The organism is Bacillus sp. MMSF_3328, from assembly GCF_030733525.1.
GTDB classification, from domain to species: Bacteria; Bacillota; Bacilli; order Bacillales; family Cytobacillaceae; genus Bacillus_AB; species Bacillus_AB infantis.
The window spans coordinates 71,983-92,393 of record NZ_JASHIV010000001.1 but is presented as its reverse complement, the minus strand read 5'-3'; the positions used below and the strand labels follow the sequence as shown (position 1 = coordinate 92,393).

Genomic DNA, 20,411 nt, shown 5'->3' with positions numbered 1-20,411 from the left:
TCAATATCACTGGCCGTATTCATCAAGCTCGCGTGCAAACTTTTCGAAAAACTTCTTAAAAGGAAAGGATACCACAACAATGAAAGCGAGATTCAGCACAAGCGTCGGCAGCAGCCTCTGCTGCAGGAACACTGAAAACTCCATGTTTGTGCGGTGAATCAGGAAATTCATCTCGTACACACCCAGTTCCAGAAGCGCCAGTTCAAACAGAGTGATAAGGGCGACCACTGCAAGATTGGTATGCAGGATCCGGATGATTTTGGACGCAATATAGGCCAGCAGCGGCAGCATGAATAAATAGATGCCGATGATATCTGTATACACAATATCAAACAGCAGGCCGAAAATCAGTCCATAGATAATTCCATGTTTTTTACTGCCGTAGATGGTCAGGAAAATGATAATGACCGCCAGGAAATGCGGGACCATGATCCGTTTGCTGTTATACAATTCTGCAGACAGCAGCTGGACAAAAACGCTGTCCAGGACGAAAAAAAATAAAACGAGAAGAGGAAGAAGAAACCGTTTCATTCTCTATTCCTCCTCTTCTTCCAACTTGTCCAGGTCTGGCTTCTCCATTGATAGCTTTGCGACCATAACATGCTCTATATCATAAAAGTCTGCTCCAGGCTTTACATATGCAGTCTGGTTCAAGCCGAACTCATCGGGAACGACCTCTTCCACGACCCCAACAGGCAATCCGGATGGAAATACGCCGCCAAGTCCTGAGGTTGTGACGATTTCCCCTTTTTTAATTTTTGCGTCATATGGAATCCGCTTTAGCAAAAGAAGCTTTTTCTTTGTATCATAGCCTTCAATAGTCCCATAAATCTTTTCATTGATAACGGCTGAAATCCGGTTGGCTGGATCGGTGCTGCTAAGGAGCTGAACACTGGCGGAAAGATTGCTCGTATTTTTCACTTTCCCGATTAAGCCGCCGGCTGTTATAACAGCCATATCTTTCTTCAAGCCATCTTTTTCACCTTTATTGATAATCAGCGTCTCTTCCCAGCGGTCAGGATTCCTCGCAATCACAGTTGCCTGGATGGGCTCATATTTGCTTAAATCACCTTTTTTATCAAGTATTGTCTGCAGCTTTTCATTTTCATCCTTCAGGCGCTGCACATCGGCCTCAAGCATGGCAAGCTGATCAAGCCGGCCCTTCAATTCCTTGTTTTCTTCATATGTATTCTGCAAGTCTTTCACATTTTCGAAGAATCCGGCAACATAGCTTGCCGGCCGGGAAACGATGGTCTGCGCCCAGCTCGCTGTATCTTTCACAAATTGCTCTGCCCATGAAAGCTTTTCCCTTTCTTTCAGGGAAAATCCGATTAATGCCACCAGAATAATGATACTGACAAGCAGGATGATCAGGCGTTTATTCAGGAAAAACTGTGGCATGGTTCACACCTCTATTTCTTTAAAAAGAAGAGACTCCAGGATAAAAGCGAATGACTGCTTCATGCCCGGAGCCGCCCTTTTTGTTATTAATAAGAATCTTTGGATTTGTTTTTGAATAAGTGAATATGGTCGAGCGCCTTCCCTGTTCCGATTGCCACACAGTCAAGCGGATTTTCGGCGATCAGCACAGGCATTTTTGTTTCCTCTGCAATTACCTTGTCCAAATTGCGGAGAAGCGCTCCTCCGCCAGTCAGCACAATCCCCCGGTCCATGATATCAGCAGCCAGTTCAGGCGGCGTTTTTTCCAGGGTGACCTTTACGGCATCCACAATGCTATAGACAGTATCACGAAGGGCAGCGGCAATTTCCTCAGCTGTAATTTCTATCGTTTTTGGCAGTCCTGTCAAAAGATCGCGGCCACGGATTTCCATATTTTCAATGCCTTCAGGCTCACCGGCGGAGCCGATCTCCATTTTAATGCTTTCAGCTGTCCGGTCGCCGATCATCAGGTTATAAGTTTTGCGGATATAATTAATGATTGCATCATCCATTTCATCTCCCGCAATGCGGATTGACTGGCTCGTAACAATGCCGCCAAGTGAAATGATGGCCACTTCAGTCGTCCCGCCGCCGATGTCGACAACCATGCTGCCTGTCGGCTCCCAAACAGGAAGATTTGCACCTATTGCAGCAGCAAACGGCTCTTCAATCGGGTAAGCATCGCGGGCACCAGCCTGGCGTGTTGCATCAATGACAGCACGCTGTTCTACAGCGGTGATGCCTGAAGGCACACATACCATTACATACGGCTTGCCGGCAAAGAAGCCCTTTTTGACAGCCTGTCTTATATAATATTTCATCATGGTAGCCGTTGTTTCATAATCAGCGATAACGCCGTCCTTCATAGGACGCATCGCCACTACATTGCCCGGCGTACGGCCGATCATATTCTTCGCATCGTTGCCGACAGCGACAATGCTTTTAGTATCCGTCTGCATGGCAACCACAGATGGCTCCCTTACAGCGATTCCTTTTCCTTTTACATAAACGAGTGTATTGGCAGTCCCCAAGTCGATTCCAAGATCCCGTGTTCCGATTCCAAACATAGCTGTATCTCCCTTTCTGATACGAAATGCAATTTTTTAAGGTGATTTTTATATTCGAAGAAGGCTGAAAAAGCAGCCTGGTTAGCAGTTGGCAGACTTATTCTAGTCTAAAAAATCATAAATTATATTATATCCTAACAATCGGTAAAATCATAGTGTTATAAATAACCTTTTTCCTTTAAGCTGACATATTTGTTTTCCCCGATGATCAAATGATCGAGCACATCAATGCCGATGATTTTCCCGCACTCCGCCAGCCTCTTCGTGACTTCGATATCCTCCCTGCTCGGAGCAGGGTCGCCAGAAGGATGGTTATGGATGCAGATGATAGACGCAGCCGACCTTCTGAAGGCCTCCTTGAAAACCTCCCTGGGATGAACGATTGAAGCATTCAGGCTGCCGATGAAAATCGTCTGCTTATGGAGCACCTGATTCTTTGTGTTCAAGTAAAGGCAGACAAAATGCTCCTGCGAAAGGAAGCGCATGTCATTCATGACATATTTGGCGCCGTCCTCAGGTGAACGGATCACAAAGCGGTCATCATAGGAAAGGCTGGAAATTCGCCTCCCTATCTCGACCGCGGCCAGTACCTGAATGGCCTTGGCCATGCCGATCCCTTTAATGCTGGTCATCTCATCAAGCGTCGCATCCTTCAGGAGGCGGAGGCCTTCAAAATGGGTAAGAAGCCTGTTTGACAGCTGGAGCACAGACTCCTCTTTAGTCCCGGTCCTGAGCATAAGAGCAAGAAGCTCATGATTGGACAGGCTTTCCGGGCCATTCTGGATAAAGCGTTCGCGCGGCCTCTCATCCTGCGGAAAATCACGTATCATCAATGATTCAGTTTTCAATATGGTTCCTCCCTTGCCGGCGGGAAAGGGAGGCAGATGATCGTACAGTATTTAAAAAGGCAGAGTGAATCCCGCCTTTTTCAATTCTCTTGCTGTTCTTGAAAGCGGAAGCCCGACGACTGCGAAATAATCACCATCAATCCGCTTCACAAGCGTTGCACCAAGACCCTGGATTCCATAAGATCCGGCCTTGTCGAAGGGCTCGCCGCTTTCGATATATGCCGACTTTTCGTCATCTGTCAGCTCCCAAAATTCCACATCCGTTTTTTCGTAAAATTTAACTTTGCTTTTTTGCGGAGTAATAATTGATACTCCGGTATAAACCGAATGGACTCTGCCGGACAAACGAGTCAGCATATCGTATGCATCTCTGCGCCCATCCGGCTTCCCTAGAATAAGACCGTCTGCAAAGACAATCGTGTCCGAACCAATGACAAACGCAGCTGGATTTTTCCGGGCGACAGACTCCGCTTTCCTGGCCGCAAGCTCCATGACCACATTTTCGGGAAGCATTCCCGGTTCGAATGTTTCGTCCACATCACTGCTGGAGACTTCAAATTTCAGCTGAAGATTTTCAAGAAGTTCTTTTCGCCGTGGAGAAGAAGAGGCTAATATGAGGTTCTGCAAAAAAATCACCCTATCCTTTACTTGTATCATTTTGGGAGATACAAACTAATCGTACCAAAATTTATAGGTTCTAACAATTTTTAAAAGAGTTTTGTCAAAAAAAATGGGAGCTTGTCGAATGAAGTCCGACAGCCCCCTATAATGTGCGATATTTCCTGGAAAATATTCACCCTTTTATTAAAGTGCAGTGTACGCTGCAATGAATGACAGCAGATGCTGCTGAATTGCGTAATAGCCTTTTTCATCCGGGTTTTTCTGATAGCTGGCGATCAGTTCCGCTGCTTCTGAAAGCTCCTTCTGCATGACCCCCACACGATCCGCAGAAAGCTTTGCTCCATCAAATCCTGCAAGCTGTACTGATACATCGGCCGCCTGCTTTAATGCTTCTTCCGGAATCGCAGCTCCAGGTGAAGCAGCCCCAATTCCTGCAGCCATTGCCGAATATATCCCCGGGGCCGCTTGCAGGAATTTTTCATCTTCCTCCTGCAGCTTCTCCACAGTTTTTCCACCAGCAGCCAGTTCCTTGGCAAATGTATCAATGCCCTTGCTCTTATAATCTGTTCCAAGCTGTTTCGCATCTTCCAGCGACCCTGCAGCTCCAAGGAACAGATAAGATTTTCCTTCCATCTCCATCAGCTGTGCCGGGGCTCCTTTTTCAAAAATCGTGGTTTGAATCTTTTCAGCCGCATCCTTCGTTGAAAAGACACCGCCCTGAACAACAAAAACTGTAAGAGGCTCAAGGGCCAATGTTCCGTTTCCCGCTGAGCTTTCCTGATTGGTGCCGCTGGCAGTGCCTGCTGCTGTCTGCACAGCTCCTTCAGGCTCCTCAGCACTTCCATCATGTATTACCATCTTCAGCATTAAAAAACCAAGGCTTGTCCCGAACAGGACAGCAAAGAATACAGAAATGACAACTGAACGGACCAGCGCTTTCTGATTGGAAGGCTTCCCCGGTGAGCTGAATATACTGCTTTTCTTCCCGCTTCCTTTTTCTGTCTTTGAGGCAACCTTGTATTCCTTCGGTTCTGGATCCTCCTCCATGATTTCAGGGAGAATCCATTCAAACTCATCATCTGCCGCTTCCCTGGCAGGAGCTGCCTCCAATACAGCCAGGTCCTCGTTTGCTGATAGAACCTTCCCCTCTGCAGACTCTTCTTCCACATTCTCTATGTGCTGCACTTCTTCTGCAGGATCTCTTTCCTTTTGAGCCGTTTTGTCTTTCATATGCACAGCTTCCCGATCCTTGCCATTCAGCTTGATCGTAATGGTCCGTCCGTTCCCTCGGTTTTCCACAGCTTGTCCTCCCCGTGTCGATTGCTGGATTTGCATTCATCCTAACACAGGGGCAAAAAAAAATAACAAGACTTTTGTCGTCTTGTTATAGGATGCTTTCGTCAAATTTTTTAGTTGTCTTTCACAATCAAATCCACTGACAGCTCATGCACCGGAATCGGCTTGCCCGAAGCGCCATTATAAGAGCAAAGATTGCGATTTTCGCCGTACAGGCATACCGCCCTGATATGCTCCCCCTCTATTTCTACAAAGCTGGCGTCTGAGGGTTCAACATAATTGCCCGTATAGGGGTCTTTAAAAGCTTCCATGAAGCCGGCTTCTGAAACCATACTGAAAGTGATCCGCTGAGCGAGTGTATTGCCGCTGGTCACTTCATGCTTCACAAAATAGCCCGCTGCTTCATTCAGCGCATAGGCATTGCCGACAAAGGCTTTATCCCGTGAATTCTGAACCAGACTCAGTATGGAAGCAGTGGCGATTGCGGCAATAATGCCCAGGATTACGAGAACAGCCAGCAGTTCTATTAAAGTTAATCCCTTGTCATTCAGTCTAGCAAAGCTCTTCATCATACTAGACCCCGTTTCTATAGAATAGATTAAGGCTGAGTTTCTTCTTCTATCTCGACGTCCTCCTGGCTGGAGAAACCGCTCAAGGGGTTCTGCTTATTAGAAACAGCAGGAACGTCCAAAGGAGGCAGCTCTTTTTGGAGTTCTTCCAGATTAGGATAATAATATGCTGCAAGTGAGACTTCAAATTCTACATTCTCCGAATCCTGATCCACCGAATAAATTTCTGGCAGTCCGGTGAAGTTAAGGACCTCCACTTTAACGATCCGCTTCAGCGATTCCAGGCTCTTGATGAACTTTTCCATCTCAAAATAGGTTGCTGCTTCGCCGCTCAGCGTCAAGGAAATCTTTCGGATTCCATTGGGGAGGATCTCCTCTGCAGGTGAATTGACTTCACTTGTACTTTCATCGGAGGCTTCCTGATCATCGGCTGGTGATTTTTCCGGTTCCGCCCCGCCCTCTTCTGTTGCTGCTTCGGCAACAAGATCTATTTCCTCATCATCTTCTGTTCCGTCCAGCTTTAACTCTATGATATTTGTATCAGAAATAACTTCTGCTTTTTCAAGGTCAAGTAATAGCTGATCAAGCATCCGTTTGACAGGCACCTGCTTCTGCAGCTCCATTGTGCTGAGGATCGTCTTTTCACCGGTTTCAGCCAGTTTGTTTTCTATAATGGTCAATTCCTGGCTGGCCAGCTTCAATTCAGTTTGCTTTCTGTCTATCTGCTCATGGACAGGCAGTATGAGCAAATAATAGGCACCAGCGACTGCCCCGCCAAGTATAAGGATGGAGAGAAAAATGATCAGCAGATGTTTTTTGGATAATTGGAGGTTCAAGGGGCAGTCCCCCCTTCAGCTTCCTTCTCCTCAATTTCTTGCTTAAGCAAGCTGGAGTTTATCTGCAATTCATAAGCTGCAAAATAACGCGGCAGGATTTCTTCTTCAGCCGCAGAGGTCTCTTCATCATCATCTTTCAGAACATCTGTAGTTTTTGCCTCAGTCAAAACGGCCTCGTCGAGCCATCCCAAAGAGAGCAAAGAATTCAAATAATAGGCAGCCTGACTTTTAGTGTCAAACTGTACAATTTGCTTGATCTTGTTTTCTTCATCTTTTTCAAACTCAGTTATGTAGCCTCTTTCCGGAAGCAGCTTGGTCACTTCATTCAAGATGTAAACCACACTGAAAGGCTGCTCTTTTGCCCAGGAAATGGCATTTTCAAGTTCACCAACCGAATTGGAAGATTCATAATCAGCAAGTTTCACTCGTTGTGCTTCAAGAATTTCATTCGTCTGGGCTATTTGAGTTTCAACCTTTTTTATTTCCTCTTTTTGGCTGGCTAAGTAAACATAGAGGGACACAGACAAGATGACAGCTGCCAAACCTGCAGCTGCCAAAGAGATGTAAGCTGCTTTGCTTCTTTTTTCTTTTTGTGGAAGGAGATTGATATCTACAAGCATGTCTACACCTCTTTCAAGCCCAAACCAACATTAAGATTAAATTGGGGCTTAATTCTCTGTTCTGTGTTATGTTCCCCGCCCAGGACTGCCAGGGGGGCGTCAAACCTTTCCGCAAGACTTGAGCGGATGTCCTCCATCCAAGGGTGATCGCCATCAGCTAAAATCTTAGTGATTTGTTTATTGCCCTGGTTCAAAGAATATCTGTAAAAATTCATGACCCGGTCCAATTCTTTATAAATATCCTCGAGCGGAAGAAGAATCTCGCTTTTGTTGCCTTTATACACCAATCCGCTCCCCGGTTCTGCTTCCCACTTATCATGATCTGCATCAATCATAAGATGGCGCATAAAAACCGGTTCATGTCCTTCAAAAATACTGACATTCACCTGCTGGGCATCAAACTGCACCATCATGAGATGTTCATCAGGAGCCGGAAGGTCGTACTCATAATAGAGGCGATACAAGGCAAGACAGGAGATATCCGCAGAAGATGGCCTTAAACCAGCTTCTTCAAAAAGGGAAACATACTCATTTACAACCTCTTCAGGAGCTGCAAACAGCAAAATTTGCCTCTTTTCTGATTCCTCCTGCAAGGGGGCAAAATCAAAGACTGGATCCTCGAAAGGAAGATGAATGCTAGTCCCGAGCTCCATATACAGATAACCTTTAATTTCTTCACTCGTCACATCTTCGGGAATATCCAGTTTTCTAATGATGATAAAAGGGTCAGGCACTAAAAAGGAGATATTTCTTTTCTTGATCTTCCAGTCGCTCACGCATTCCTCAAGAATGCTGGAAAGTGTTTCAAAATCCTGGATCCTGCCTTCCCTAATAATTCCATTCGGCAAAAAACGCTCTTCACAGCGCAGAGGCTCGGGCTCATTACTGCTCTTCAGTTCGGCCATCCGGATGACATGATCCTTGATCGTAATATTGATGATTCGATTTTTCCCGAATGAAAATAGAGGGGCCATATCAATTTCTCCTTAAATGAATGAATAAAGATACCAATCCAGAATACGCTGGCCAAAAAAATAGGCAGTAAGGCTTCCTAGTGCTATGTATGGACCAAAAGGGATGGGCTTTCCTTTTTCCACCTTTCCAATCAGCATCCCCACAATGCCAAAAACCGCTCCAAATAGGGTTGCAAAGAAGAACGTCAAAAGGACAAGCTTTGTTCCAAGAGCCAGGCCGATTACGGCAAATAGCTTAATGTCTCCCCCGCCCATGCCCCCTTTGCTGATAACGGCAATGAACAGAAGAAGGAAAAAGCCGGCTGCCGCACCCAGCAGTGAATCCCACCATGGCGACAGAGGAAGGAAAATCCTTTCCAATAAAAAAATCACTGCGAACACAAGCAGGACTTTATCTGGAATAATCATATATTTAATATCCGATACAAACACAATGATCATCAGAGAAATCAGCGTCCAAGCGATGATCAGCTCCAGTGTCCATCCCATCAGGAGCGGGGCAAGGACAAATAACAGGCCGGTCGCCAGTTCAACAGCAGGATACAGAAATGAAACCGGCGCTTTGCAGCGCCGGCATTTCCCTCCCTGCAGCAGATAGGCCACTACCGGAATCAACTCATAGGGCCTCAATGTATGCTGGCAATATGGACAATGTGACCGCGGCTTGACTATTGACTGCTTTAGCGGCACTCGCAGGCCAACTACGTTGTAGAAGGAGCCTAGGAGGAGGCCGTAGAGGAAGGTAAGTGTATAAAACATAAATTAACTCCTTATTCAGGAATGTCTGTTTGTCCTTTTGGTGCTTCATCGATCATTTTAATTGTTGCATCTGTAAAGTTAACTGTAACTCCTGACTTACTACCTGAACCATTTAATTTGAACACTCCATCAGCAACTGTTACAGTTACTGTTTTAGCAGTAGCTCCTGTTCCGGTTGTTTCTTTAAAAGTCGTTACATCGTCTAGGAATCCACTTAGTTCTGCTAAAGTAATTTCTGAATCTCCGCTATCCTCAGCATACTTTATCTTTGCAGCATTAAGAATTTGGATTGCATCAGCCTTAACAGCATCAATCTTTGAATTCTCAATAATCTTTCCAATACTTGGAATTGCAATCGCAGCAATAATCCCCAAAATAACAATAACAGCTAAAAGTTCAATCAGCGTCAAACCTTTTTCATTCTTTAATTTTTGACCCAGTTTTTTCAACATCTTCTTTCCCATCTCCTTATGAATATTTGCCTATTACTTTAGTAGGTTAATCCTATTATACTAGATTATTACAATAACAGAAGTCGTATTTCAATGGTTTTTGTAAATTTATTGCACTAGCCGACATGATTGAATATTTGGAACATCGGGACCATTATTGATGTAACGATAGTTCCTACAATTCCGGCAAGGAATACAATCATTAAGGGCTCTATCAATGATTTAAGCCTGTCAGTCGAGCTTTCTACTTCCCGTTCATAAAAATCGGCTACTTTGGACAACATTTCATCCAGGGATCCAGTTTCTTCCCCGATGGCAATCATTTGAGAGACAAGGGGAGGAAAGACCCAATGCAACCGCATCGGCTCAGTCAGAGAGCGCCCTTCCTCTAAAGAAGTCCTGGACTTTTTTAGTACTTTTGAGACTACCTCGTTCTCCACAACATTCTCTACTATGGCAAGGGCCTGGAGAATAGGTACAGAACTGGCAAATAACGAACTTAACGTTCTTGTCATCCTGGCCAATGCAGCTTTTTGCAGCATCTTCCCGAAGATAGGTAGTTTAAGAAAAGCATAGTCCAGAAAGTACTTCGACTTTTTATTATTTCTAATGGCTACGAATCCAATAAACAAACAAATAAAGAATAAAACAACAAGCCACCAGTATGACTGCATAAACTCGCTGGAACTCAGAACAAACTGTGTGATGGCAGGAAGTTCTCCACCGAAATCCTTAAACATATCAACAAATGTAGGAACTACACTTACAAGCAGAAAAATGACTACCGCAACTGCAATGATTCCTACCGCAACTGGGTAGGCAAGGGCAGAAACAATTTTTTGCTTCGTAAAATGCTGTTTCTCATAGTGGACAGCTAGCCTTTCAAGCGTATCGTCAATATTCCCGCCGGCTTCGCCTGCCTTTATCATATTTACAAACATACTTGTAAAGATCTTTTTATGTTTGGCAGCCGCGTCAGATAATGGGTTACCTTCCCTTAAATCCTGCTCTACTGTTTCAAGGGCCCTTCTTAATGCTTTACTTTCTGTTTGCTGGGCAAGTATCCTTGTAGCATCCACCACCGTCACCCCCGCCCGAAGCAGCGTAGAAAACTGCCTCAGATAAATCACAAAATCTTGCAGCTTCACCGGGTTCCCTATGGAAAGCTCTTTGGTAAGCAGGGTTTCTGCTATCTCAGTAAGTTCAGTAACCCTGATGCTATCCTTCTTCAGCTGAAGCATAGCCTCCCGTTTTGAGGCTGCACTTATAATTCCGGACTTCTTCCCTTTCAGGTCACGGCCGCTGTATTTATACCGGGGCATATCAATTCACCTTTTCCTGGAGGTATGGCATGGCCGCCTCCTTGGATACTTGTCCTGACTGCACGAGTTCATTGATGCTTGCATCAAGGGTATGCATGCCCTGAGCCCTTGAGGTTTGCATGATGTTGGCAATCTGATGGACTTTTTCATTACGGATCAGATTGGCCACAGCCGAATTATTGACAAGGATCTCGGTTGCAGCCTTGCGCCCTTTACGGTCAATGATAGGGAAGAGCCGCTGTGATACGATTGAAACAAGTACAGAGGCAAGCTGAATCCTGATCTGTGCCTGCTGGGATGGCGGGAAAACGTCGATGATCCGGTTAATTGTCGCAGGTGCACTTGAAGTATGCAGTGTCCCGAAAACAAGATGTCCTGTTTCAGCTGCCGTTATCGCCGTCTGTATCGTTTCAAGATCACGCATCTCCCCGACCAATATGACGTCAGGATCCTGCCTGAGGGCAGCCCGCAGGCCATTAGCAAAATTATTTGTATCAAACCCGACTTCTCGCTGGTCAATGATGCAATTGCCATGCTTATGCAGATACTCAATCGGATCTTCGAGCGTGATAACGTGCTTCCTCATATTTTGATTCATATAATCAATGATGGAAGCCAGCGTGGTAGATTTTCCGCTTCCTGTCGGGCCTGTCACCAGCACCAGCCCCTGTGGTTTTCCTGCTACCTTCTTGAGAATGTTAGGCAGCTCCAGCTCATCAATCGTCGGGACTCTTGTTGGCACAACCCGGACCGCCAATGCAATGCATGAACGCTGATAATAGGCATTGACGCGAAAACGCGATACCCCTTGGACACCATAGGAAAAATCGAGTTCCCCTTTTTCCTTGAAGCGATCCCACATATTTTCAGGGATGATGGCTTTGGCCATGGACTCTGTATGTGCAGGCAGCAGATTTTCTTTGCCATATCGCTTCAGCTCGCCATTGATCCGGAATATGGGAGGCACTCCAACGGTCAGATGAATATCGGAGGCTTTCAGTTCAAAGCCGGCCCTTAAAAGAATATCAATTGCTTCAGTCATGGTCATTGCTCCTAATCAGGTATGGCGACACGAAGGACTTCTTCTGTCGTCGTAATGCCTTGTTTTACTTTCAGCAGGCCATCATCAATCAAAAATATAGTCTTATTCTTTATAGCAAGCTCACGAAGCCTTGAGAAGGATTCCCCGTTCATGATGACCCTGCGCATTTCATCATCGATCACAAGTACCTCGTGAATGGCAATCCTGCCTTTATAGCCTGTCATATTGCAGGAAGAGCAGCCTCTGCCGCGCTTGATTGTTTCTACCTTCATGCCGCGCCGCGCAAAAATTTCAATCTCCCTTTTTGTTGGTGCCTGAATTTCTTCACAATCCCGGCATACCCGCCTTACAAGCCTTTGGGCGACAATTCCGCTGAGCGAGGATGCCACCAGGAAAGGCTCTACTCCCATATCAAGGAGCCTCGTGATTGAACCAAGCGAATCGTTTGTATGCAGGGTGCTTAGTACAAGATGGCCTGTAAGAGAGGCCCTTATGGCAACCTCCACTGTTTCCTTATCCCGGATTTCCCCAACCATGATAATATTGGGATCCTGCCTCAGGATGGCCCTCAAGCCTTTGGCAAATGTCATCCCTACGTTGGAATTCACCTGAATTTGATTGATGCCTTCAAGCTGATATTCAACAGGATCTTCGACAGTGATGATATTGACTTCTTCGCTGTTCAGCTGATTAAGCGCTGCATAAAGCGTGGATGACTTCCCTGATCCTGTAGGGCCTGTCAGCAGGACGATGCCGGTCGGCTTATTGATCATAGAAGTGAAACGGTTCAAATTCAGCTTGTTGAATCCAAGCTTGTTCATGTCATTTAATGAACTGCCCAAATCAAGCAGACGCATTACAATTTTTTCGCCATAAACAGTCGGCAGCGTCGATATACGGAGGTCAATCGGATGGAAATCAAGATTAATCTTAATTCTGCCATCCTGAGGCACCCGGTGCTCTGTTATATCAAGGTTGGCCATGATTTTAATCCTGGCTGTCAGGACACTCTGCATATGCTTGGGCAGCACCCTCTCTGTCCGAAGTACTCCATCTATCCTGTATCTTACTGCCACCTTTGTTTCCTGAGGGTCAATATGTACATCACTTGCTTTCATGGAGGCAGCGTTTCCAAGGATTTGATTGACGAGCCTGACAATCGGTGAATCCTCATCGGCAATCTTATCGTCCTGCAGTTCTTTTGTGCCAGGTGAAGCGTCAAGGAGTTCCTCAAATCCTTCGTCCATATCATAGTACTTATTGATGGCACGCAGGATATCATCCTTTGTTGCAATGGCAGCCTCTACATGAAATCCGGTTGACAGACGCAGATCATCAATTGTGTAGAAATCCATGGGATCAGCCATGGCGACAAAAAGCTTTTCTCCCTCTTTCTTTAAAGGAATGATCAGATTTCTCTTCGCAAGATCTTTTGGCACCATACTGAAAAGCTTCACATCAAATGGATAGCGATAAAGGCTGACATGCGGGATTCCCAGCTGGAATTCCAGCACTTCTATCAGCTGCTGTTCTGTAATATAGCCCCGCTGCAGGAGGGCATCCCCGATCCTTTGATCTTTATGCTTTTCCGTCAGCGCCTGCTGCAGCTGTTCTTCTGATATCAGACCTGAATCAACAAGCAAATCTCCTAAACGCCTTCTTGTCTGTTTCATTGATATCCCTGCTTTTTCTTCATATTATTTGGCTGCTTCATTCGGCTTTCCCCAAAGGCCATCATCTTCTTTTTCTTGATCAGACTGGCTGGACTCTTCTCCGCTCTTAGAACCGGAGGGCTCTTCCACGGACCCGGCATTATCCGAAGATTCCTCTGGATCTCCAGCTGTGCCGTTCTGCTCTTCGGGAAGACTTCCTGATGTTTGTCCGCTGTTTTCCTGTACGCTGCCTCCATTATTCAAGTTAGCAGACTCCTTAACTGTCAAACTATGAATAATCACTGTATGCACCGGCGGATAAAAGTCTTCTGAAATGGCTTCTGTTTTAATGATGCTCCCATCGCGGTCTACTGTATCCCGGTAGACCTTAATAAGCATCCCGGCCACTCCTTCAACAGCGGTCCTTTGTTCTCCAAATCTCAGCTTTGCATCAAATTGGACGACCGTCTTCGGCTTAAAAGCTTCCTTATCCTTTAATTGGATATTATAAGAATAAACAAGGCTCTGTCCCTTGAGCGCTGTATAGAAGAGGCTGTCGTTATAAGAAAACTCAAGAGTGTAAGCCTGGTCATTGGGATTGGCAATAATCAAATCCATGTTTTTATCTTTGCTGACCTTTGCTTCAAACCCTGGTTCTGCATAATCGGGAAGATTCCTTCCGATATGTCTCTCAGCAAAAGTAAAATTGGTCGGCATAACAGCTTTATAAATGGTACTGGCTACAGCACCGAGAGATTGTTCGTTGTAAGTGACATTGCTTTCTTCCAGGAACTTAAGCAATGAAAAGGTCGATTGAGGCAAAATCTCTATCTTGGGGAATCTTTTGGCCCAGTCTGCCAGATCTTTGGCTGTTTGTTCATCCTTTAATACAGCCTCAGACAGTGTTGCCGCATCTTCTTGAAGCGGAAGGTAGTTTTCAAGCTTAATGGCATGTTCTCCAGACTGTAGCGCTGACGGGTATAATAACAGGTCTGACTTGAACCTGGAAAACTCAAAGCTTTCAGATGCCAGATCTGGAGATATCCCGGCCAAAGTATTCTTTATATCAGCTTCCTCTATATTGGCAATCAGAAGATTTTCTCCTCCTGATACTGCTGAGCCAATCGATTGCTCCAAATCAAAAGTAAAAAGATCTGAAGGCAGAGTGGTTTCCTTCTCTTTATATTTTAGAACCAGCTTCGTGCCACCGACCCACTCAGCAGTTTTGCCAGCCACTTTTTCCATTGCACCAGACGGATCTAATCCCGATATATCTGTATCGGCAATGATAGTGCCTTTTTCAAATGCTTCATTTGGATTCACAGCATTATTGAATGCCATAGCCCCAAATTTAGAAAACGAGAAGATATAAGCCGTGCATAGAATCAGAACAATTGAAAGCTTTACTATTTGTTGAGATTTCATAGCAAGATGCCCCCCCTTGCATTAGGCTTCGACATTCATGGACAATTCAACGACTATATTTGGGCCTTCCTCTTGTGCCTTATTGATAATTTCCCTAGTCAAGATCGTTCCCTGGCTTATGATCACTTCGCCATTCATACCATATATATCTTTTAATACAGCTTTGCCAGAAAGAAGTTCAACCTGTTTTTCCTTTAGAAGCTGGATTTCTTCATCGTTCTCGAAACTGCTGCCAGCTTCAGTGGCTGCCTCGTTGTTCTTTTCATGCGCAGACTGGTTTGGATCAAGAAGGGCTGCATCAATTAAAAAGCCATCAGCGGCATCTTCTTTTACAATAACGATGTCTTTGCCATATGTTAATACAAAATCAGAACGCAGGATTTGTTCACTGCCGCCGCTTTTAATGTCCATACCAAGGATATTGCCTGTTTCATCATCCACATAGAATTCGGAAATTTCGCCGATCAATTCCCCTTTTCGAGTCATGACCTTTGTATTGGTAATCCTGATTTTTTTATTTACAAGCTGGTTGGCAATAGGAATTTCATTCAAATCTATAACAGCATTATCACTTTCTACTGTTACAGCATATTCACCAATACCGACCACTTTTTTGAAGGGAATGGCTTTCACGCTCACTTGCCAGTCCTCGTGCTCTATTGTCAGGAAATCAATAGAGCCTTTTTCAGGATTAATTACTAAAGACTTTACTTTTCCTACCTGCTGTCCATCTGAAATACTTATAATCGGGAGACCCGTAATTTGTAAACTTGTTTTCAATTTATGTCACCACACCTATATTTTAAATTTGTTACATTCATAACAGTTATATTACAACTTTTTCCCACAGGCAACACTCTAATTCGATAAATATATTTTTTGTAAAAAATGGATTTCCTGTAAAATTACAGGATAATTACTAAATTTGGATTCCAAATCACCCAGGAGCAGCAGAAGCTTCTGATATTCTTTTGATGCTGCATAATGTTTTATGAGCAGATTTGCAAATGTATAATAATCAGGAAGCGGAAGGCTCGGGCTCAAACAGCTCTTTACCATCCCTTCATATTGACTCTGTCCAAGGACTCTTTTAGCTGCGTGCAATTGAGCCAGCAGGTTTTGAAGAAGCTGATTCTGCAGCATTGCCTGTTCACTTGTACTATTGTTCATTTCCTCTAAATCCAAATTGTCATATGGAGCATTGCTGTTTTCCAAGGCTGAATCCAGTTTTTCAATATCGTTAAATGTCAGAGCAGAATCTTCTTGGATAAGGTCTTCGCCATTATGAACGGCAATTTCATTTGAATATTCTTCTTTCTCAAATAGTAATTCCGCCTCAGCCTGTCTATTTATCTCATAGATCTCTTCAATATTATCTACTGTGCCAACCGGGATGTCAGATTCTTCAATAATAGGTATCTCTTCCTGCTGCACAAATGGAATATCAATTATTTCTTCACTGTCTTTTTCCCCTGGCAACTCAGTTTCTTCAAGCATCAGCTTTTCTAAATCTGCCATATATTCCGGAACAGGAAGATCGGATTCCACGATCTTGATCTCTTCACCTTGTTCATCTTCAACCCCTGTTAAGCTGAATTCGGGAAAAGGTTCTATTTCATCATCATTTAAGCTTGAATCAGTTAGAGCTAATTCTCTCTCTTCATCAGAGTAGAGATCTGTTGATGCAGAAAGTTCTTCGAATTCCTCAGCAGATTCAGTGTTTCTTCCTGAAAATAAATCTTCCAGCTCTTCTTCTTCCAATCCGACGCTGAAATCTGCAGAATCATTCGTATCGCCCGCTTCTTCCATAACCGGTTCGGTTTCAATTTGATACTCTGGCGCAGCTTGTTCGACTGCTTCCGCTTCTGGAGATGTTTCCAGATCAAGCTCAGACGCCAAAGCAGTTGACTCTTCATGAGGATAACTGAAGCCTGTAAAAGAATCTTCTGCTGTTTCTTCAGCAGAATCAGCAGAAAATAAGGCATTAGGCATTCTGCTTCCCATAAAATATGCCGCAGCCAGCACTAAAGCAAGCATAAGCAGTAAAATCTGCCACCAAAGAAAGCTTGCTTGTGCAGCAACCCCCATTAAAGCGAACAGCAGGGATGCAGAAATAGTAATCATTTTACCTTTCAGTGTCATGCCCAAAGGCAGAAAATAAATAATCGGGATGAGCAGCAATAAAGAAATCAACGCAAATATGTATGTGCTCAAAAACACTTCTCCTTCCAGCAGCAAGTAATATAGTCCTATTAATCTTTTCTTTCTTTATTCTCCTTATATATTTCACTTGTCTTTTTCGACCTTTTAAGACAAATATAGCTATAAAATATTGTATAATATAAGCAGAAAGAATGAAAGAAGGGTCTGAATGAAACTTAAAAAAATAATAAATAGTTCCAATGGACTAACACTTGTAGAAGTACTCCTTTCCCTTACAATCTTAAGCATCATTCTTTTGGGCTCAATGAAATTTTTCACACAGGCATACAGCTATACCAGCGGCAGCCAAAACAAAACTGCCGGAATAAATGTAGCAAGAAATGCTCTAATGTACATAGAAAATGAAAGTTTTATAGAAATCAGGAAAAAATTCACTGACGACCCGGCTGAGGAAATGAAAATAACAATCTGCGATGAGAGCTACAGGGGAGCATGGAAGGATGGAAGCAGCCTTCATTCGGCCGAGGCTGCAGGTGTTCCAAGCTGCATCCCCACTCCTATAGTAATCAATAATGTTGAATACGATGTTACAGTTGCGTTGCCAGAGGGACATATTCCAGAAACTGATGCCTCCTCCATCCCGCTTAGAGCAACCGTAGAATGGGTAGGCAGCGAAACTCCAGTAAAAATTGAAGGAGCCATAAAAAGTGAAGATCTTCGATAACAAGGGGTTTACCTTATATGAACTGCTCGCTGTTCTTGCGATAACAGCTATCGTTTTGCCGGTCATCTATGGCGTTTTCACTTCGGGCATTAAGCTTTATAACAAAATTCAGGTCGAAGGGCAGCTGCGGGATGATGCAGACTACACCTCCACGATGATTATGAATGCCTTTTACTCTTATCCCTTTGACTATGTAAAGAGCTGTGGTGATGATTGTATTGAACTGGTCAACTCAACGTTCACTGGAGTAGACAAAGTTGAAAATAACAGCAGCGGAGCAACATTCTATGGCGTGTATCGCAATAAGAAGAATACATTGGAAACCTCAGTTAGAATTGAATTGACAGAAAAGGCCACAGAAGATGGGACAGTGCGGGTTTTCGAAATCGATGGAAAACCGCTTGAAGTCGAATCTGATTTTAATAACTCAAAGCTTGTTTATAAGTGTGCTAATAACGCAGATGAGGCTGCATGCGGTAAAGGCATGATCAGCCTGGACTACAGCCTGGATAATAATCGTCTGGAAGAAGCTTTAGACCTTCACAGCAAATTTGGTTTTTCTGCAGGAGGGCCGCCTGATGAAGAGTGAACAAGGAAATGCTTTAATTACTGTTCTGCTCATTTCCCTTATCTTCACTATTCTGGGATTGAGCATCATTGCTTCTGCCATTGGAGGTGCAAAAAGGACAGAGACGAGGGAGTCGGACATCGACTTAACATATAGCAGCATAAAGGTGCTTGAGAACATGACCGCTGACCTTTCCCGCTCCCTGGCAGCTTTGGATCTGGAAGATTATATGGATTATGATAAAAAGAAAGTGGAAAGCGGCTATAATACAAGGCTGAAGAGTATTCTGGCAGATGTACTGGAAAAAAGCAGGACTGAGAATACAGCACAGCTTGAGTGCCTTAATATTATAGATATCAGCAAAGGTTCAGAAATTCCGATCGACCCTGCCGTTTCCTGCGGGAAACAGCTCTCTTTCGACCAGGCTGACTATGAAATTGACATAGGTTCCGATTTTACCAGGGTACTTGATTTAGTCTTAGTGACTAATAACCCCCAGGAAACAGAAGGCGAAATTTCCCGTACCATCAAAAAGCGGATCATTCTGTCACCGCTGCCAAGCTTTTTAAAGTATGCGGTCGGCTCAGAGTCGGATGAAGAGGATTCCGGCTTATTCTTAAATGGCTCCCCTAACATCGTTGGTAATACTTATGCGAATAGGCTGTATATCGACGAGGACGCTCACTACGAAGTTGACGGGGGCACAGAGAAAACTCATGGAACACCAATGCCTTCCCTGATGGGGAACTTGTTCAGCAGTTCATCCCATCTGCTCGACATAGTTAAAGATGAAGATAATTTCTACAAAGGGGACATCCCTCCATTAAAGCATGACAGCCAGTTTTTCAATATTGATTACGATAAAACCTTCAGGCAAAGTCTGCGGGATATGCTGAAGGATACTGAAATCAGCCAATCCGTCGCTGACGAAGGGACAAGCTTTAAAGAAAAACTCAGAAGCGAGATTTCGGCCTTGCCTGTAAGGGCTTATGAAATTACGGAGGATGGCTTTGTAAAAGTGATTGAAGGGCAAAGCAGCCCTTTATCAACCCTTGGAGAAAATATAACTCCTACGGCAGGAAGTTATATCATTGACAGCAGTGAACAGGGACTTTATATTTCTGACGATTTTAAGATTAATGGAAACCTTGTCGTCATGAGCACGCAGAATCCAATTATATTCGGCGGTAAATTGATTGTAGAAGGTGATCTGTACCTTACCAGCTATCAAAATCTGACGCTGATGGATAATGTATATGTAACGGGTAAAACCTACATTTTAAACTTAAACGGGAAGCTTGATATGGAGAAGAAAGTTATATCTGCAGATTCGATTATGGCCGAGTCTCATGAAGGCGCCAAATTAAAAGCAAAAGGCGATATACTTACAGGTGAAAGCCTGACCATCCAGCCTTCCAATACTTCTATAGAATTCAGCGAAAATATTATTGCTGCCAATGAGTTCACTGTCAAAGGGGAAAACTCTGATGCCGGCCAGGAGGACGACGCCGTGAAATTTGATTCCGTTGTTTACGCAGGCGGCAAAGCGTCCATTTCTAATGCCAATATTTTAGGTTTATCCAAAGATGGCGAGGAACAGCAGATTATCTTGATGGCCAAACAGGATTTAATGATTACAAGAATCGATGAATTTAACAATTATAATGATACAGATGAAGGTAAGAAACCATATCTTCCAGAAAATGATTCAAAAATCAAGCCGCTTAAAGGGTTTTTCTATACCGAAGAGAATGCCGTGCTTTACGGAGTAGGATCGCTGTTTTATATAAACGGTGGTATTTTTGCCAAGGAGAATTTGACAATTAATGCCATCCGGGGAGAAGTTGGTTCAAACATAGATTACCTGCCAACCTTAACACAGGAAGGAAAGTTCTCCAGATTTGTTGTAAAATACGACCAGGATGTTCTTCTAAAAAGGATTGAATTATTGCCGCTCGCTGAACAGCTGCAAATTTTCTCAGATGAACTGCTGGTAGAATAAGAAAGGTGCTGCACTTGCTGCAGCACCTTTC

Annotated in this window: 21 protein-coding genes; 3 read left to right on the top strand and 18 right to left on the bottom strand. The window is 44.1% G+C overall.

The features are described from left to right. Positions 1-6: 6 nt before the first annotated feature. The 18 genes from mreD to RBB45_RS00315 all read right to left on the bottom strand — a co-directional run bounded on the left by mreD (position 7) and on the right by RBB45_RS00315 (position 17,137). Complete coding sequence (mreD, locus tag RBB45_RS00400; RefSeq protein WP_009796094.1) at positions 7-531, bottom strand: rod shape-determining protein MreD; 525 nt, start codon at positions 529-531, stop codon at positions 7-9. A 3-nt stretch (positions 532-534) separates the two neighbouring features. After that, the gene (mreC, locus tag RBB45_RS00395; protein WP_009796093.1) at positions 535-1,401 is read right to left on the bottom strand and encodes a rod shape-determining protein MreC; all 867 of its coding nucleotides are present in this window, start codon (positions 1,399-1,401) and stop codon (positions 535-537) included. Between the two features lie 86 nt (positions 1,402-1,487). Further along, positions 1,488-2,507: a rod shape-determining protein gene (locus tag RBB45_RS00390; RefSeq protein ID WP_009796092.1), complete on the bottom strand. Its 1,020-nt coding sequence runs from the start codon at positions 2,505-2,507 to the stop codon at positions 1,488-1,490. Between the two features lie 158 nt (positions 2,508-2,665). Further along, a complete protein-coding gene (gene radC / locus RBB45_RS00385) occupies positions 2,666-3,337 on the bottom strand; it encodes a RadC family protein (protein ID WP_009796091.1) in 672 nt (223 codons plus the stop codon). Positions 3,338-3,406: 69 nt separating this feature from the next. Continuing rightward, on the bottom strand, positions 3,407-3,982 hold the full coding sequence (locus RBB45_RS00380) for a Maf family protein (protein ID WP_224951586.1): 576 nt from the start codon (positions 3,980-3,982) through the stop codon (positions 3,407-3,409). 177 nt (positions 3,983-4,159) lie between these two features. After that, a complete protein-coding gene (locus RBB45_RS00375; protein WP_224951588.1) occupies positions 4,160-5,275 on the bottom strand; it encodes a hypothetical protein in 1,116 nt (371 codons plus the stop codon). Between the two features lie 110 nt (positions 5,276-5,385). Beyond that, entirely contained in the window at positions 5,386-5,844 is a 459-nt protein-coding gene (locus RBB45_RS00370) for a type II secretion system protein (RefSeq protein WP_224951590.1), read from the bottom strand. Positions 5,845-5,870: 26 nt separating this feature from the next. Further along, positions 5,871-6,677: a pilus assembly protein PilO gene (locus RBB45_RS00365; protein ID WP_224951592.1), complete on the bottom strand. Its 807-nt coding sequence runs from the start codon at positions 6,675-6,677 to the stop codon at positions 5,871-5,873. After that, positions 6,674-7,297 (bottom strand): PilN domain-containing protein, encoded by a 624-nt coding sequence (locus RBB45_RS00360; RefSeq protein ID WP_224951594.1) that lies wholly within the window; start codon positions 7,295-7,297, stop codon positions 6,674-6,676. The genes RBB45_RS00365 and RBB45_RS00360 overlap by 4 nt, the downstream gene beginning before the upstream one ends. Before the next feature lie 2 nt (positions 7,298-7,299). Further along, positions 7,300-8,271 carry a type IV pilus biogenesis protein PilM gene (gene pilM, locus RBB45_RS00355; RefSeq protein WP_224951596.1) on the bottom strand — a complete coding sequence of 324 codons (972 nt, stop codon included), beginning with the start codon at positions 8,269-8,271 and terminating at the stop codon, positions 7,300-7,302. A gap of 12 nt (positions 8,272-8,283) precedes the next feature. Next, positions 8,284-9,030 (bottom strand): prepilin peptidase, encoded by a 747-nt coding sequence (locus tag RBB45_RS00350; RefSeq protein WP_224951599.1) that lies wholly within the window; start codon positions 9,028-9,030, stop codon positions 8,284-8,286. Positions 9,031-9,041: 11 nt separating this feature from the next. Then, entirely contained in the window at positions 9,042-9,482 is a 441-nt protein-coding gene (locus RBB45_RS00345) for a prepilin-type N-terminal cleavage/methylation domain-containing protein (RefSeq protein ID WP_224951601.1), read from the bottom strand. 116 nt (positions 9,483-9,598) lie between these two features. Beyond that, positions 9,599-10,804, bottom strand: coding sequence for a type II secretion system F family protein (locus RBB45_RS00340; protein WP_224951603.1), 1,206 nt, complete (start codon positions 10,802-10,804; stop codon positions 9,599-9,601). Position 10,805: 1 nt separating this feature from the next. Next, positions 10,806-11,846, bottom strand: coding sequence for a type IV pilus twitching motility protein PilT (locus RBB45_RS00335; protein WP_224951604.1), 1,041 nt, complete (start codon positions 11,844-11,846; stop codon positions 10,806-10,808). A gap of 11 nt (positions 11,847-11,857) precedes the next feature. Next, positions 11,858-13,519 carry a GspE/PulE family protein gene (locus RBB45_RS00330; protein WP_148948978.1) on the bottom strand — a complete coding sequence of 554 codons (1,662 nt, stop codon included), beginning with the start codon at positions 13,517-13,519 and terminating at the stop codon, positions 11,858-11,860. 24 nt (positions 13,520-13,543) lie between these two features. Next, positions 13,544-14,923 (bottom strand): G5 domain-containing protein, encoded by a 1,380-nt coding sequence (locus tag RBB45_RS00325; RefSeq protein WP_224951606.1) that lies wholly within the window; start codon positions 14,921-14,923, stop codon positions 13,544-13,546. Positions 14,924-14,944: 21 nt separating this feature from the next. Continuing rightward, entirely contained in the window at positions 14,945-15,703 is a 759-nt protein-coding gene (locus RBB45_RS00320) for a PRC-barrel domain-containing protein (RefSeq protein WP_148948976.1), read from the bottom strand. A 78-nt stretch (positions 15,704-15,781) separates the two neighbouring features. Further along, the gene (locus RBB45_RS00315; protein WP_224951608.1) at positions 15,782-17,137 is read right to left on the bottom strand and encodes a hypothetical protein; all 1,356 of its coding nucleotides are present in this window, start codon (positions 17,135-17,137) and stop codon (positions 15,782-15,784) included. Positions 17,138-17,294: 157 nt separating this feature from the next. Here RBB45_RS00315 and RBB45_RS00310 point away from each other — a divergent pair, with 157 nt between their 5' ends. The 3 genes from RBB45_RS00310 to RBB45_RS00300 are packed head-to-tail and all read left to right on the top strand — an operon-like array spanning position 17,295 to position 20,380. Continuing rightward, positions 17,295-17,810: a type IV pilus modification PilV family protein gene (locus RBB45_RS00310; protein WP_306009014.1), complete on the top strand. Its 516-nt coding sequence runs from the start codon at positions 17,295-17,297 to the stop codon at positions 17,808-17,810. After that, positions 17,794-18,399, top strand: a complete 606-nt coding sequence (locus tag RBB45_RS00305; protein ID WP_224951612.1) for a PilW family protein — start codon at positions 17,794-17,796, stop codon at positions 18,397-18,399. The genes RBB45_RS00310 and RBB45_RS00305 overlap by 17 nt, the downstream gene beginning before the upstream one ends. Beyond that, the gene (locus RBB45_RS00300) at positions 18,389-20,380 is read left to right on the top strand and encodes a hypothetical protein (protein WP_224951614.1); all 1,992 of its coding nucleotides are present in this window, start codon (positions 18,389-18,391) and stop codon (positions 20,378-20,380) included. The genes RBB45_RS00305 and RBB45_RS00300 overlap by 11 nt, the downstream gene beginning before the upstream one ends. The last annotated feature ends 31 nt before the right edge of the window (positions 20,381-20,411 follow it).

Coding starts and splice junctions, on each gene's coding strand:
- mreD (WP_009796094.1), bottom strand. CDS start 531: ATGAAACGGTTTCTTCTTCCTCTTCTCGTTTTATTTTTTTTCGTCCTG.
- mreC (WP_009796093.1), bottom strand. CDS start 1,401: ATGCCACAGTTTTTCCTGAATAAACGCCTGATCATCCTGCTTGTCAGT.
- RBB45_RS00390 (WP_009796092.1), bottom strand. CDS start 2,507: ATGTTTGGAATCGGAACACGGGATCTTGGAATCGACTTGGGGACTGCC.
- radC (WP_009796091.1), bottom strand. CDS start 3,337: ATGATACGTGATTTTCCGCAGGATGAGAGGCCGCGCGAACGCTTTATC.
- RBB45_RS00370 (WP_224951590.1), bottom strand. CDS start 5,844: ATGATGAAGAGCTTTGCTAGACTGAATGACAAGGGATTAACTTTAATA.
- RBB45_RS00360 (WP_224951594.1), bottom strand. CDS start 7,297: ATGCTTGTAGATATCAATCTCCTTCCACAAAAAGAAAAAAGAAGCAAA.
- pilM (WP_224951596.1), bottom strand. CDS start 8,271: ATGGCCCCTCTATTTTCATTCGGGAAAAATCGAATCATCAATATTACG.
- RBB45_RS00350 (WP_224951599.1), bottom strand. CDS start 9,030: ATGTTTTATACACTTACCTTCCTCTACGGCCTCCTCCTAGGCTCCTTC.
- RBB45_RS00345 (WP_224951601.1), bottom strand. CDS start 9,482: ATGTTGAAAAAACTGGGTCAAAAATTAAAGAATGAAAAAGGTTTGACG.
- RBB45_RS00340 (WP_224951603.1), bottom strand. CDS start 10,804: ATGCCCCGGTATAAATACAGCGGCCGTGACCTGAAAGGGAAGAAGTCC.
- RBB45_RS00335 (WP_224951604.1), bottom strand. CDS start 11,846: ATGACTGAAGCAATTGATATTCTTTTAAGGGCCGGCTTTGAACTGAAA.
- RBB45_RS00330 (WP_148948978.1), bottom strand. CDS start 13,519: ATGAAACAGACAAGAAGGCGTTTAGGAGATTTGCTTGTTGATTCAGGT.
- RBB45_RS00325 (WP_224951606.1), bottom strand. CDS start 14,923: ATGAAATCTCAACAAATAGTAAAGCTTTCAATTGTTCTGATTCTATGC.
- RBB45_RS00310 (WP_306009014.1), top strand. CDS start 17,295: ATGAAACTTAAAAAAATAATAAATAGTTCCAATGGACTAACACTTGTA.
- RBB45_RS00300 (WP_224951614.1), top strand. CDS start 18,389: ATGAAGAGTGAACAAGGAAATGCTTTAATTACTGTTCTGCTCATTTCC.